General features: G+C 31.3%; 9 protein-coding genes. 6 read left to right on the top strand and 3 right to left on the bottom strand.

Translation table 11 applies throughout. The features are described from left to right. Nucleotides 1–264: 264 nt before the first annotated feature. The 3 genes from CW731_RS02225 to CW731_RS02215 all read left to right on the top strand — a co-directional run bounded on the left by CW731_RS02225 (nt 265) and on the right by CW731_RS02215 (nt 7,568). A complete protein-coding gene (locus tag CW731_RS02225) occupies nt 265–2,472 on the top strand; it encodes a DNA mismatch repair protein MutS (protein ID WP_100945193.1) in 2,208 nt (735 codons plus the stop codon). 227 nt (nt 2,473–2,699) lie between these two features. Next, on the top strand, nt 2,700–3,902 hold the full coding sequence (gene sbcD, locus CW731_RS02220) for an exonuclease subunit SbcD (RefSeq protein ID WP_100945192.1): 1,203 nt from the start codon (nt 2,700–2,702) through the stop codon (nt 3,900–3,902). Between the two features lie 12 nt (nt 3,903–3,914). After that, nucleotides 3,915–7,568 carry an AAA family ATPase gene (locus tag CW731_RS02215; protein WP_100945191.1) on the top strand — a complete coding sequence of 1,218 codons (3,654 nt, stop codon included), beginning with the start codon at nt 3,915–3,917 and terminating at the stop codon, nt 7,566–7,568. 120 nt (nt 7,569–7,688) lie between these two features. Here CW731_RS02215 and CW731_RS02210 read toward each other — a convergent pair whose 3' ends face one another. After that, entirely contained in the window at nt 7,689–8,756 is a 1,068-nt protein-coding gene (locus CW731_RS02210) for a methyltransferase (protein WP_100947597.1), read from the bottom strand. A gap of 308 nt (nt 8,757–9,064) precedes the next feature. Between CW731_RS02210 and CW731_RS02205 the strand changes: the two genes are divergently transcribed. The 3 genes from CW731_RS02205 to CW731_RS02195 all read left to right on the top strand — a co-directional run bounded on the left by CW731_RS02205 (nt 9,065) and on the right by CW731_RS02195 (nt 13,702). Further along, complete coding sequence (locus CW731_RS02205) at nt 9,065–11,962, top strand: FAD-binding and (Fe-S)-binding domain-containing protein (protein WP_100945190.1); 2,898 nt, start codon at nt 9,065–9,067, stop codon at nt 11,960–11,962. Nucleotides 11,963–12,100: 138 nt separating this feature from the next. Then, nucleotides 12,101–13,093, top strand: coding sequence for an aldo/keto reductase (locus CW731_RS02200; protein WP_100945189.1), 993 nt, complete (start codon nt 12,101–12,103; stop codon nt 13,091–13,093). Nucleotides 13,094–13,204: 111 nt separating this feature from the next. Beyond that, nucleotides 13,205–13,702, top strand: coding sequence for a hypothetical protein (locus tag CW731_RS02195; RefSeq protein WP_100945188.1), 498 nt, complete (start codon nt 13,205–13,207; stop codon nt 13,700–13,702). On the opposite strand, the gene CW731_RS02190 is transcribed toward CW731_RS02195, so the two are convergent. Beyond that, nucleotides 13,699–14,517: a 1-acyl-sn-glycerol-3-phosphate acyltransferase gene (locus tag CW731_RS02190; RefSeq protein WP_100945187.1), complete on the bottom strand. Its 819-nt coding sequence runs from the start codon at nt 14,515–14,517 to the stop codon at nt 13,699–13,701. The two genes, CW731_RS02195 and CW731_RS02190, sit on opposite strands and share 4 nt — an antisense overlap. Nucleotides 14,518–14,574: 57 nt before the next feature. Beyond that, the gene (locus CW731_RS02185) at nt 14,575–15,204 is read right to left on the bottom strand and encodes a CoA pyrophosphatase (RefSeq protein ID WP_100945186.1); all 630 of its coding nucleotides are present in this window, start codon (nt 15,202–15,204) and stop codon (nt 14,575–14,577) included. Nucleotides 15,205–15,230 lie beyond the last annotated feature (26 nt).

Below are 15,230 nucleotides of genomic sequence, written 5' to 3'. Positions count from 1 at the left end.
TATCCCTTTTATTAAAGGTGATATGGTGTTTTTTTTTTATAAAAAGGTATAAACATCCTTGTTACAATAGACGTCTACTATCAATCAGGTATCAAATACCTTCAGTTTATAAAAAATCTAATTAAGTAAAGTTTAAAATAGCTTTACATAGAACAACACTTATATAGATAATTTTTACAATTTATTTCGAGAAATATTTTTCTATCGATTCTCTATTTTTAGCTCTATTGTTTCTTATTTTTGTAACACATCAAAATTAAAAAATTGAGCACAAATATTTCAGAAAAAACATTACAAGATTTAGAATTTGCTACCGTTTTACAACATGTTTCAGAACATTGTATTTCTGGCTTAGGTAAAGTAGGCGTTCGAGAAATTCAGCCAATACCTAGCAGAAAACAACTATTTATAGAGCTGCATTTGGTGAATGAATACCTGTCTTCTTTTCAAAGCGAAAACAGAGTTCCAAATCATGGGTTCGACAATGTAACAGAAAGTGTAAAGCGTTTGGCTATAGAAAATAGTTTTATAGAAACAGATGCTTTTCTAAAAATTGCGACTACTTCTTTAACGGTAAACGAGCTTATTAAGTTTTTCAAGAAATTTAAAGTGCAGTTTCCTACGTTTTTCGAACTTTCTCAAGAAATTGAATTCACCACTTTTGTAGATGATGAAATTAAAAAAATTATCGATATTTCTGGTGAAGTAAAAAACAACGCTTCTACTACTTTAAAGCAAATTAGAAGAGATATTAATAACATTCGTGGTAAAATTGGTGCAAGTTTTTCTAGTGCACTTTCCTCTTCTATTGGTGCTGGTTATTTAGATGATATTAAAGAAACGGTTGTAGACAATCAGCGTGTATTAGCAGTTTCTGCAATGCACAGAAGAAAAGTTGCGGGTAGCTTGTTAGGTGCTTCCAAATCTGGAAACATCGTTTATATTGCACCACAGGCAACGTTGGCGTATAGTAGAGAATTTCAAAATTTAGTATACGAGGAAAAGCAAGAGGTTATAAAAATATTACGAACTTTAGCCGAAAAGATTCGTCCTTTTACGCCACTTTTAGAAGAATATCTTGCCTTTTTAGTACATACAGATGTTGTGGGTGCAAAAGCAAAATATGCGAGAGAAATGAACGCTATTTTACCAAAAATAACCAAAGAAAAAAGAATTTATTTTAAGAATGCTGTACATCCTATTTTATGGCGAAAAAATAATGCTCAGCAAGTAAAAACCATTTCTCAATCTATAGAATTAAATGAGAAACAACAAATAATTGTTATTTCTGGCCCTAATGCAGGTGGAAAAAGTATCACCTTAAAAACCATTGGTTTATTGCAATTAATGTTGCAGAGTGGTGTTTTAATTCCTGTGGATGAACGCAGTCAAACCTATATTTTTGATGCAATTTTAACAGATATTGGAGACAATCAATCTATAGAAAATCAATTAAGTACGTATAGCTATCGTTTAAAAAACATGCGTAATTTTTTACGAAGATGTAATGAAAAAACATTGTTTTTAATTGATGAATTTGGTACCGGTTCAGATCCAGAATTAGGTGGTGCTTTGGCAGAAATTTTCTTAGAAGAGTTTTATGAGAAAAAAGCCTTCGGAATTATTACAACCCACTACTCTAACTTAAAAGTACTGGCAAACGAATTAGAAAATGTAACCAATGCAAATATGCAGTTCGATGAGCGTTCTTTAGAACCTTTGTACAAATTATTTATTGGGCAAGCAGGTAGTTCTTTTACGTTTGAAGTAGCGCAAAAAAACGGAATTCCGTTTAGTCTTATTAACAAAGCAAAAAAGCGTGTTGATACAGAAAAAGTTCGTTTAGATAAAACCATTTCTAAGCTGCAAAAAGAAAGAACCAAACTGCAAAGAAATTCTGATAATCTTGAAAAACAAAAATCTAAGGGACTAGAACATTTAGAAAGTTTACAAGAAAAGGAAGATAAAATTCAGTCTAAATTGGCGGGATTTCAAGAATTGTATGACAACAACCAACGAATGCTTTCTTTAGGAAGAAAAATTAACGAATTTCTAAACAAGTATTTTCAGAACAATAATAAGAAAGAGTTAAATACCAATTTTAACAAATGGGTGGTCGATGAAAAAGTAAAGTATGCCAAGAAAAATCCTATAAGCCCAAAAACAAAATCTCAGAAACTGAAAGCAAAAGTTGTTGAAAAACAAATGCAAGACGTCATTCAAAAAGTAGAAAAAGAGGTTTTACAAAAAGTGGTAGAAGTTCGAAAAGAAAAAAAGATTGAAGAAGTAAAAATTGCCCAAGAAAAAGCAGCGTACGATTACCAAATTAACGACAGAGTGCGTATTAAAGATTCTAATTCTGTGGGTACTATTGATAAAATTGACAAGAAAACTGTAACTATTAATTATGGTATTTTTACTACGAAAACAGCAGTTACAAATTTAGAACTGGTAGAAAAAGTTAAAAAGTAAGTTTTTTTATTTGTTGGTTTTTGGTGAAAATAATTCCCGAGGCTTTCCCTCGGTTTCGTTAAAACTGTCATCGCTGTGCAAACAGGAATCTAAATAAAGAATTTTGGTTTTTAAGTTCATAAGGTTCATTTTAAAACCAACAAAATGCTTAGCGTAAAAGTTTATTTGAAAGAATTTTTATTTGAAAAAATGATATTAGTATATCGTTCTAAAAAAGCTAAAAAGAAATGAAAATACTTCACACTGCAGATTGGCACTTAGGCCATCGATTGCATGAAAACTCTCAATTTGAAGAACAAAACTTGTTTTTAAGTTGGGTAGAGAATTATATTATTACCGAAAAAATTGATGTATTATTAATTTCTGGCGATGTATTTGACACCGGTTCTCCGTCTAACCAAAGCTTGGAAATGTACTATAGCTTTTTAGTCAAATTAAAAGGCACTTCTTGTAAATCGATTATTATTACTGGAGGAAATCACGATTCTGCTGGCACTCTAAATGCGCCAAAACATATTTTAAATGCACTTTCTATTAAGGTTGTTGGTAAAGCAACCGAAAAAATGGAAGACGAAGTTTTTAAAATCGAAATAAATAACGAAAAAGTAATTATTGCTGCAGTACCCTATTTGCGTGACGGCGATATTAGACGTGCAGTTGCAGGAGAATCTTTTGATGAACTAACAGACAAATATAAAACAGCATTAATAAACCATTACGACGCTGCCGCAGCACAATCTGAACTTATTAATACTACAGATGCACCGGTAATTGCTATGGGACATTTATTTGCAACAGGTGGTTCGGTTTCAGATAGTGAGCAAAATATTTACGTAGGAACTTTAGGGCATATTGGTGCGAATGATTTTCCTGCTTATTTCGATTATATTGCTTTAGGACATTTACACAGACCTCAAATAATTGGCAGAAACGAACGTGTAAAATATGCTGGTTCTCCTCATATTTTAAGTTTTAGTGAAATTAACTACGATAAGAAAATTGTTGTTTTAACATTAGAAAATAATATAATTAGTAAAATTGATGATGTTGTTGTTCCTAGATTTAGAGAATTTCACAAGCTTACAGGTACAATGTCTGAATGCATGCAGCAATTTCCAAATATCGTTTCTAACTCTTTTCAATTAACACCTTGGGTAGAAATTGTCTTAAACGAAAATAACACGATTAATACCGATGAACTAAAAAAAGAAGCCGAAAAATATTCCTTTGAAATCTTAAAAACAGCCTTAAAAAATCAACGTAAAAATAAAGGAATTGAAGAATTATTAGAAAACACAAAATCAATAAAAGAACTATTACCTACGGAAGTTTTTCAACTAAAATGTGAAGAAATGGGATACGATTTAAAAAAGAGTCCAAAAGTGTGGGATGCTTTTAATGAAATTTTACAATCCGTTAAAAATCAATAAAAGTAGGTCGCTATGAAAATTTTAAAGATAGAACTCCAAAATATAAATTCATTAAAATCTGATTTCCCTATTGTAATCGATTTTGAAAATGAACAGTTTAAAGATGTTGGTTTGTATGCTATTACAGGTGCAACTGGCGCAGGAAAAACTACTATTTTAGATGCTATAACCGTTGCGTTGTATCATAATGTGCCTCGCTTTAACAATACAAAAGGAACTTTATTAGACGTTGTAAGTCACGGTGCAAATGAAGCTTTTAGTCGCGTTACCTTCGAAAATAACAACCTTTTGTATGAAACTTTTTGGGGAATAAGAGTTGCAGATAAATCAGGAAAAAAATATAAGAATTCGAAAGAAGAAGTCAGTTTAAAAAACCTGACGACAAATACTATTTTAGCGACTCAAAAAAGGCTTTTAATTAATGAAATTATTAGTGTTACACAGTTAGATTACAATCAGTTTTTAAGATCTGTAATGCTTGCACAAGGTGAATTTGCGTCCTTTTTAACTGCCAAAGGACCAGAAAAAGGAAAATTATTAGAACAAATTACGGGCGAACAGATTTATAAAAAAATCGGACAAGGAATATTAGATAGAAAATCTGAGGAAGAAAAAAAGCTAAAAGAAATTCAGGCAAGAATTAATTCTGATGATGTTTTAACCGAAGAAAATAAAATAGAATTGTCTCAAAAAGACAAAATTTTAAATGCAGATATCGTCACAACTGAAAAAGATATCAAATCGATTCAGTTTGTGGTAGATTGGTATTTGAAATTTCAAGATTTGAATACGAAATCAGAAATTTTAGATCAGAACGCGAAATCTTTAAGTACTTATATTGAGAATCATAAAGAAGAATTAGACCTGTTAGCTGCAAATGAAAAAGCGGCTCCGTTTAAAGAATGTATTCAGAATTTAAATAAAACAAAAAAAGAGGCTACTGCAAAAGCTTTACAATTAAAAGCCTTAGATGAAGAATTAACACAACTTAAACCTGCAATTGAGCGTTTAGAAATTACCAACAAACAAGAAAAAACGGCAGTAGAAAATGCTGATAAAGAGTTTTCTTCTTGGTTGCCTAAATTTGATTTGGTAACCAACTTAGATGGCGAATTAAAAAATGAAATCGATAAAAAACAAAAAGCAGTCCAAAATTTAGAAACGTTAACGCGTGAAATTTCCTTGTTAAAAGTTGAAGAAAAAAACTTAGCAAAAGAACTTACAGAAACCACTTCAAAAATTAAAAACGAAGAAATTTTTATTGCAAAAAATAGTTTCTTAAAAGAAGTTGCAACAGAAATATCTAATTGGGCAAGTGCTTTAACTTCTTTAAAAGCGAATAAAGAAACACTAAAAATAGCGTCAGAATTTAGCTTTCAAAAAAAGAAAGAAGTTCTTAATACTACTGCCACTTTACAAGAAAATAAGAAGATTTTAGATCATAAAATCGCTGAAATAAAAATAATTGAGAAAGAAATTTCAGCAATTGCCGTACAACTAACAGAACATACATTAACCACAATTTTAGCGGAAGAAAAGAAACTTTCTGTAACAGAAGCAAACTGGAAACAATTTAAAAACTTTTCTGAGCTCATTATTAAAGAAGAGAAAGAACTTCAAAAAATAGCAGCACAAAAGAAGTTGTTTTCTACGGATTTAGAAACGACTACAAAACAAATTGAAGTATTAAAAAAAGAAATAGCAACACAAGAGAAATCGGTTTTAGATGCAGATAAAATTCTAACTTTAGAAAGAAGTATTTCTAAATATGAAGACGATCGGAAGCATTTAATAGAAGGAGAAGCGTGTAGTTTGTGTGGTTCTGAAGAACATCCGTTTGCAGAACATTTAGACGTCATTGGTGTTTCTAAATCTGAATTAGAACTACAAACACGAAAAAACACCTTAAAAAAACTGACCGATTCAAAAGCTGAATTGGAGAAAACGGAAGTCAAATTAACCACAAGCATTCAAAGTTTTACACAACAAACTACTGCTATTTCCGAGGAATTAAAAGCCATTCAACAAAAAGCAACGCAACTACCTATAGATTGCAAACTAAGAAACACCACTAAGATAGTTCTTGAATTACAAACCGTTTCTGAGCAATTAAAATTGATCGCTGAAAAGATAAAGGTGACTCAAAATTTACTCGCTAAAAAAGATGCTTTAGCTGCTACTTTTAAAGAACAGAATCAGTCTGTTGGCAAACTACAAAATACGGTTGCTACACTTCAAGAAAAGATTAAAAACACGACTACTGAAATTGAAGTGAATCAAAAATCGATGGTTGATGTAACCAAAAAATGTACAGATTTAGAAAGCGATTTAAAAACAAAATTATCGAAATTCAATTATGAAGTACCAGCAATTGACAACACCAATATATTCATAAAAGAAATAGAAAACCTAATTGCTAATTTTCATAAAAAACAGCAAGATGTAAATGCATTAAAAGCAACGTTGACGGTTATTCATACAAAATCTGGTAATACTACCAAACAACTTGCAACACACGCTAAAACGGAAACTGAATACCGTAAAACCATCACCGATGCGAATCTAAAATCTATTGCGTTAAAAACAAAACGAATTGCTATTTTGCCTATTGATATTTCGGTAACAGAAAAAAGAGAGCAGTTACAAAAGGTAAGTAAACAAGCAACTGAAAAACTAGAAGCAAGTAAAATTGCCTTTCAGAAACTACTCGATTCTAAAAAAGAAAAAGAGGTTTTAAAAATCAAACATAACGAAGATCATCTTCTTTTAGTTCAAGAAATAGCAGCTATAAAATTGGCATTATTTTCTGAAATGAAAAATAGCGATTTTGAAACTATAGAAAGCATTGAAAAAGCTTTGTTACCCAAAGAGCTTGCAGTAAAGTATACAGAAAATAAAGAACGTATCAAAGAGAATCAACTCAAATTAAAAACCTTAAGAGAGGAGAACTTAAAGGCAAAATCAGCCTTAAACAAAGCTAAAAACTTTGAAACCTCAGAAGTCGAAAGTAAATTAGCTTCAAAAGATTTAAAACTAAAAAGAGATCAATTATCTACTGAAAAAGGAAAAATAGCCGAAGCTTTTAGAAAAGATCAAGAAATTAAAGACAGAAATTTAGAAGTTTATAAAAAAATTGAAGCACAAGAGCAAGTTTGTACCATTTGGCGAGAATTATTCAAAATTATTGGAAACTCAAAAGATGCCTTTAATGTCTACGTACAGCGTTTAACCTTAACACAATTGCTAGATTTAGCAAATGTGCATTTGTACAAGTTGAATAAGCGCTATTCTTTAAAAATGGAAGATGAATACAAGCCAAAAGAAGAGCTTAATTTTAATTTAATTGATCATTATCAAACCGATCAAGCAAGATTGGTAGACACGTCTAGCGGTGGCGAAAAGTTTATTATTAGTTTGGCTTTGGCTTTAGGGCTTTCTGATTTGGCGAGTAAAAATGTAAAAATTGACTCTTTATTTATTGATGAAGGTTTTGGTACTTTAGATAAAAACACGCTAGAAACGGTAATTTCTACTTTAGAAACCTTGCAATCTCAGGGTAAAATGATTGGTATTATCTCTCACGTAGAAAACTTAAAAGAACGCATTCCTACGCAAATACAAATTACTAAAAAAAGCAATGGCGTTAGTGTGGTGGATATTGTTTAAGGATTCAATCAAGAAAGAACGATATAAGAAAGTGAACACATATAATTAATTCCCCTTTAATTACTCACAAAAAAATAGGGAAGTTTCCACTTCCCTATTTTTTATTCTATATATTAAAATCTATACCTTAGTCAAAACCCAAAGTTGCACTTCTTCGGCTGCACGCCAAGTTTGATTTCGTTTTGTTTTATCAGAAGCCGTTTTTACTGTTTTCTTCAAACACTTTTCTAATTTAAAACGGACACCTTTTGCCAATTCCTTTTCTATTGGATGTTCCTTAGAAACGTTGGTTATTTCAGCCAAATTAGAGAATAATACTACTAATTTTCCGTCTTTCGATAATCTGTTATTTGCTTCAGCAAAAAACTTTGGAAACAAGTTTTTATTGTAATAAATAGCTTCGTCTATATTTTCTATAGGAGACGCTGCTGGCAGCCAAGGCGGATTAAAAACAATTAATTCTGCTTCTTTTTCTATCGTAGCAAAAAGGTTTCCGTAAAATAATTCGATTTTACGAGACAATTTGGTATCGCCCATAAACTCTTGTAAACCAACAATTGCATTCGGGTTGGTATCTGTACCAAATACTTTCTGAAAACCATGTTGTACCATCTGAAAAGAAAGTACACCACTACCAATACCAACATCTATGGCAGATTTTTTAGGTCCTTCATAACGCTTTAACCAATTGTCAAACAAGATTAAATGATCGAAACGCGTTGGAAAATACGTACCATAAAAAGGATGAATTTTATTTCTTAAAACAGGTACTTTAATTCCGTTTGTAAACCATTGCCACGCACTATTTAGTCCTTGAACTTGTGGAAACGTTAAGAAAAAACTATTATTATCTGGATACAATTTTTCTAACCAACCAATGCTAGGTGCTTTTTTTAAAACAACTTCGTGTTTTTTAATTTTCACTAAAACCTGATTCGAAAGTTGGTGATATGCTGCGCGATAGGCACGTTGTTCTGAAAACGTCTTATTTGGCAACCTATTTTTTAAATGTTTGTGCAACTCTTTTAAAAGTAACATTCCGTTGCTATAAAATTCAGTAATCAAAACCGACTTCCCATCTTTCATTGCGTAAATGGTTTCTCTTACGTCTGTTGTACTTTCAAATTTTATTAAATCGTCTCCAGGAACAATTGGTGTTGGTTTGTTTATTTGTATATTAGAATTCATGTATGGTTGCATTATAACGAATTGCAGACAAATAAAATTTGCAAATCGTGCGTTTAAAAAATTGACTTATAAGAGGTATTTAGAGCCTCTTAATTATTTTGCAAAGATACTTTTTAAAACCTAGGAAAAGGGATAATAATATAAATAGCATCGATTAATAGCTATCATTTTTTACACCTCACAAATCAACAGTTTTTGAAAGCATTTTTTAAAGAATCAATAAAAATAACGAAAGAAGTTTATTAAGGGTTTAATTTTATTATATTATTCAGATATTTGTGTGCAGAATTTTTATTTACACAACTCAAATGATTCAAAATACAGTTTTAGAACAACTTCATCAATCACTTTCTGGTGATGTACTTTTCGATAGTTTACACAAAACTTTATACGCTACAGACGCTTCTGTATATCGAAAAATTCCGTTGGCTGTTGCGTTTCCAAAAGATGTAAAAGACCTTAAATACTTAATTGCTTTTGCTACAAAAAATAAGATTACGCTTATACCAAGAACTGCAGGAACTTCTTTGGCTGGCCAATGTGTTGGAGACGGAATTGTGGTAGATGTTTCTAAACATTTTACAAATATTATCTCTTTTGATGAAGCTGCAAAAACTATAAAATTAGAACCAGGAATTGTAAGAGATTCTTTAAATGCGTACTTAAAACCTTTCGGCTTATTTTTTGGCCCGAATACTTCTACATCTAATCGTTGTATGATGGGCGGAATGGTTGGTAATAATTCTTCTGGAAGTACGTCTATAAAGTATGGCGTTACCCGTGATAAAGTGTTAGAAATTGAAGCTATTTTAAGTGACGGAAGTTCTGTTGTTTTTAACAAAATTACATCAGCTGCATTCATCAATAAAACAAAAGAAAATACCCGAGAGGGACAAATTTATAAAAGCCTTTTTGACGAGCTCTCTAACGAAGAGAATCAGCAAGAAATTAAAAATGAGTTTCCGAAAGCAACCATTCATAGAAGATGTACAGGTTATGCGGTAGACGAATTACTAACTTCCGATTTATTCGGTGGAACATCTCCAACCATAAATGTTGCAAAATTATTAGCTGGTAGTGAAGGAACTTTGGCTTTTTCAACGTCAATTACATTACAATTAGACGCTTTGCCTCCTGCTGAAAGTATTATGGTCTGTACACATTTTACAAGTATTAATGAAAGTTTATTGGCTACGGTAACTGCCATGAATCATAATTTGTACAATTGCGAATTAATGGATAAAACCATTTTAGATTGTACAAAGAACAACAGAGATTTGGCTAAAAATCGCTTCTTTTTACAAGGAGATCCGGAAGCTATTTTAATGTTAGAAGTTTCTGCAAACACACTTCCAGAAGCAGAAATTTTAGCAAATAATTTAATTGCAGATTTAGAAAAAAATAACTTCGGGTATTACCATCCAAAAATATATGGAGAAGACATTGCAAAGGTTCATTATTTAAGAAAGGCAGGTTTAGGTGCTTTGGGAAATATGATTGGTGATAAAAAAGCGGTGGCGTGTATTGAAGATACGGCTGTGGCTTTAGAAGATTTGCCAAATTATATTGCAGAGTTTACTCAAATAATGTCTAATTACAAGCAAAATGCGGTGTATTATGCACATGCAGGCGCTGGAGAATTGCATTTACGTCCGATTTTAAACCTGAAAAAGAAGGAAGATGTTGTCTTATTTCGAAAAATTACGACTGAGACTGCGCAGTTAGTAAAAAAATACAAAGGTTCTTTTTCTGGGGAACATGGAGACGGAATTGTGCGTGCAGAATTTATACCTTTAATGATTGGGGAACAAAATTATCAATTATTAAGACGTATTAAAAAAGCCTTTGATCCAAACAATGTGTTCAATCAAGGCAAAATTACAGATGCTTTTGCGATGGATGAAAGTCTGCGTTATGAAATTGATAGAGTTGAACCAAAAATAGCAACCATTCAAGATTTTTCTGACAGCGAAGGAATTTTAAAATTAGCAGAAAAATGCAACGGTTCTGGCGATTGTAGAAAACCTGTAGAAGCCGGCGGAACAATGTGCCCAAGTTACAGAGCTACCAAAAACGAGAAAGATACCACAAGAGCAAGAGCAAATACCTTACGTGAATTTTTAACAAATTCAGAAGAAGCAAATAAATTTAATCACAAAGAATTAAAAGACGTTTTCGATTTGTGTTTAAGTTGTAAAGCCTGTGCATCCGAATGCCCAAGTAACGTAGATATTGCTACTATGAAGGCAGAGTTTTTATATCAATATCAAGAAACAAATGGGTATTCTTTTAGAAGCAAATTGTTTGCAAATAATGTAAAATATAACAAATTAGGTAGCATAGCTCCTGCCCTAACAAATGCTATTTTAAATACTCCTTTTGCAAAAGCAGCCATGGGCGTTGCACAGAAAAGAAGTGTGCCTAAGTTGGCTCCGAAAACTTTAAAAAACTGGTATAAAAAACAGCAAAAATCAACCCATAAAAAAATTGTTTATTTATTTTGTGATGAATTTACCAACTTTTACGATGTAGAAATTGGAAAAGATGCCTTTTCTCTTTTTGAAAAATTAGGGTATAACTTACAAATTGTACCTCATGAAGAATCTGGAAGAAGCTTTATTTCTAAAGGATTTTTAAAACAAGCAAAAGTAGTTTGTAACTTAAATGTGGCTGTTTTTAAAGATATAATTACAGCAGAAACGCCTTTAATAGGAATAGAACCTTCTGCTATTTTAACCTTTAGAGACGAATATATTCGGTTAGCAGACGATAAAACATCCGCAGAAAAAATAGCTGAAAATGTTTTTACTTTTGAAGAGTTTCTGGCGAAAGAAGTTGAAAAAGGAGATATAGATACGTCGTTGTTTACTTCAGAAACGAAGACACTTAAAATACACGGACATTGTCATCAAAAAGCATTGTCTGGAACGCATGCAAGTTTTCAAATTTTAAATATTCCAACAAATTATAGAGTAACAATCATTAATTCTGGTTGTTGCGGAATGGCAGGTTCTTTCGGGTATGAAAAAGAACATTACGATCTTTCGATGCAAGTTGGTGAAGATACCTTGTTCCCGAAGGTAAGGAATACACCAATGGAGACAGAAATTGTTGCTGCTGGAACGAGTTGCAGACATCAAATTTTTGATGGAACAAAACGTGTTGCAAAACACCCAATAACTATTTTAAAAGAAGCATTAGCCTAGTACATTCGTTATAGTTAATAAAGGAATGTTATAATTGTAAAATCATTACTTTTTTGTTTCTTTTAATTTTAAAGATTCAACACTATTACTAGCTTAGCATAACAGTAACTAATTTAAAAAAGAAATAATTCCATAATTATGGCGAAATACAAAGCAGATTCAGAAAGATATACCAAAATGAACTACAGAAGAACAGGAAATAGTGGTTTGCTTTTACCGGAACTTTCTTTAGGTTTATGGCATAATTTCGGTAAAAATGATGATTTTGAAAATGCTAGAAATCTCTTAAAATGTGCTTTCGATAACGGAATTACACATTTTGACTTGGCAAATAACTATGGTCCGCCTTATGGTTCTGCTGAAAAAACATTTGGACAAATCTTAAAGAAAGACTTCAAAAAATATAGAGATCAATTAATTATTTCCTCGAAAGCGGGGTATGATATGTGGGAAGGTCCTTATGGAGATTTGGGTTCTAAAAAATACTTAGTTGCTAGTTTAGATCAAAGTTTAAAAAGAATGGGCTTAGATTATGTAGATATATTTTACCATCACAGACCAGACTATGATACGCCTTTAGAAGAAACCATGGGTACTTTAGATTTAATGGTAAGACAAGGAAAAGCATTGTATATTGGTTTGTCTAATTATCAACCAGAAGAAGCGGAAAAAGCATTTAAAATTCTGAAAGATTTAGGAACTCCTTGTTTAATTCACCAACCAAGATATAACTTGTTTGATCGTTGGATAGAGGACGGCTTATTAGATTTATTAGGAAACTCTGGCATTGGTGCTATTTGTTTTTCGCCTTTGGCACAAGGAATGTTAACCGATAAATATATTAAAGGATTACCAAAAGATTCTAGAGCGGTAAAAGATGGTCGTTACTTAAAAACAGATAAGGTAATGGAAATGCTTCCTAAAATTAAGGCATTGAACGAAATTGCAGAAAGCAGAAATCAGAAATTAGCACAAATGGCAATTTCTTGGATTTTAAAAGATGACAGAATTACATCTGTTTTAATTGGTGCAAGTAAAACCGAACAAATTATAGATAGTGTAAAGGCAATTGAAAATACTGTTTTTTCTAAAAATGAAATACTTGCTATTGATACCATTTTAAAAGAATAATAGATTATATGCTAAAAAAATAAAGACTACCTTTAAATAATTGCTATGCTTAATAAATTGCTTAAAATGTTCGAAAAGAAAAACGCTCCCCTCTTTTTCATACTACTTTTAATGAGTAGTATTTTTACATGTGCTCAAAATTCTATAAATGTTTCTTTGCATCAAGATTTTAAATTATTAGTTTTTGGAGATCAATTAGGAAATAGAGCAGGAACTTTAGATCTTATTGCACGAGTTAAATACGAAGGAAAAGATCATAAATTAGGTTATATTGTTTATGGTTTGGAATACGAAAAAGCATTGTTAGCAGATGAATATTCAAGAGTTGGTGGTTTTGCAGGTTTTACTTTTATGGATATTTTTAACGATTACAATCTCCACGTAACTCCTTCTTTGGGTGCTGGGTATATTAATAGAAAACAGCAAAACCTTTTTAGTTGGTCTGCTGCTCTTCAGTTAGATTATTATATAAGTAATAACATAAAATTAAGTGTTTTAAATCAAATTACCGAAAGAACAGATCTAGAAATGCTCTACGATGATTTAAAATATAGATACAGTTTATTTATTGGAATAGAAATTAAAATTTTTGAATTTAAGAAACGTTAAGAACTCCAAAACTCCCTTTTTTTATTCAATTCTTCTTCTTCTTTTGTAAGTTCTTCTAACTCCTTAACAGATAAAACTTTCAAAAATGAAGGATGTTGTTCTATTGCAAATTCAATTTTAGTAACAATATCTGCAATACTTTCATTCTCATAATCTATTTCTAATGGCTCTTTAATAACCATAGATTGTAGTACATTTCGTTTTTTTATGCTCAACCCTTTTTTATCAAAAGAACGTCTAAAACCATCGATTACAATTGGGACAACAACTGGCTTACAGGTTTTTATAATATGAGCAGTTCCTCTTCTAATTGGCTTAAAAGGCGTTGTGGTTCCTTGAGGGAATGTAATAACCCAACCGTCTTTTATGGCTTTTTGAATGTTAGAAATATCAGAATTTTTTACTTGTCTGTTTACATTTTTCCCTGCATTTCGCCAAGTTCTATCAATAGAAACAGAACCTGCATACGCAAATATTTTTGGTAACAAACCCGATTTCATTGTTTCACCAGCAGCAACAAAATAAATATTTAATTTCGGATGCCAGATGTACCCAACATTTTTAATAGAATCATCTCTACCACTTAAGGCAGCATTAAATACATGAAACATCGCTGCTACATCTGCAAAGTAAGTTTGATGATTTGAAATGAATAAAACATTATTATCTGGTAAATTTCTTAAAATTTCTGAACCTTCTATCTGTAAATTATTGAATTTACGATATCTACCGTGAGAAATCAAGCCGAAAAGTCTAATGATCATCTTTTTTAAAAATAAGATATGACCAAAAGGATTTCTTTTAAATAAGGGCATTTTTAGTTCTTTTTAAATACTTGGTTAAAAGCAAATTTACGAAACAAATCACAAAATTTAATGTTTTAAAAGTTCTTTAATTTCTGAAAGCATCATTGCTGTAGCACCCCAAACCACGTAACCATTTAACTTAAAGCAGGGTACGTCAATATTATCCATATAAGAAGTAGATAGATTTACAGTAGATAAAGAGGTTTCATTTAATAAATCTTCTAACAAAACTTCAATCGTATTTTCAACTTCATAATTGGTGACAAAAAAAGGCTTTTCAGCGGAAAAACCAATAAAAGGAGTTGCTAAAAAATTACTTGGCGGAATATAAACATCCGTCAGTTCTCTAATAATTTCTACAGATTTTGGCAATACCCCTATTTCTTCAAAAGCTTCTCTTAAAGCTGTTTCTTGTAAATTAATATCAGTTTTATCAATTTTGCCTCCAGGAAAACTTATTTGTGCAGAATGTGTGCCTTTATAACTGGCTCTTTCTGTTAAAATAAAGGTCGTTTCTTCTTTTCCGTTCGGATAAAACAATGCCAAAACTGCCGCTTTTCTTGGATTGCTTGCTTTAATTGTATCGGCATCATATCTTAAACGAAGTTCTGGTGCTAGTTTAAATTGTGCATCTAAACCGCCTAAACCTTTAGCTTTAAGTGATGCTATTTTATTTTTGAATTGATTAAATTTCACTTTACAAAGAATCTTTTTAGCTAAAT

This window comes from Polaribacter sp. ALD11 (genome assembly GCF_002831685.1).
Lineage (GTDB): Bacteria > Bacteroidota > Bacteroidia > Flavobacteriales > Flavobacteriaceae > Polaribacter.
Note: the sequence above shows the minus strand (reverse complement) of the source record. Positions and strands in the feature narration are given on the sequence as shown.

Coding starts and splice junctions, on each gene's coding strand:
- CW731_RS02215 (WP_100945191.1), top strand. CDS start 3,915: ATGAAAATTTTAAAGATAGAACTCCAAAATATAAATTCATTAAAATCT.
- CW731_RS02200 (WP_100945189.1), top strand. CDS start 12,101: ATGGCGAAATACAAAGCAGATTCAGAAAGATATACCAAAATGAACTAC.
- CW731_RS02205 (WP_100945190.1), top strand. CDS start 9,065: ATGATTCAAAATACAGTTTTAGAACAACTTCATCAATCACTTTCTGGT.
- sbcD (WP_100945192.1), top strand. CDS start 2,700: ATGAAAATACTTCACACTGCAGATTGGCACTTAGGCCATCGATTGCAT.
- CW731_RS02210 (WP_100947597.1), bottom strand. CDS start 8,756: ATGAATTCTAATATACAAATAAACAAACCAACACCAATTGTTCCTGGA.
- CW731_RS02195 (WP_100945188.1), top strand. CDS start 13,205: ATGAGTAGTATTTTTACATGTGCTCAAAATTCTATAAATGTTTCTTTG.
- CW731_RS02190 (WP_100945187.1), bottom strand. CDS start 14,517: ATGCCCTTATTTAAAAGAAATCCTTTTGGTCATATCTTATTTTTAAAA.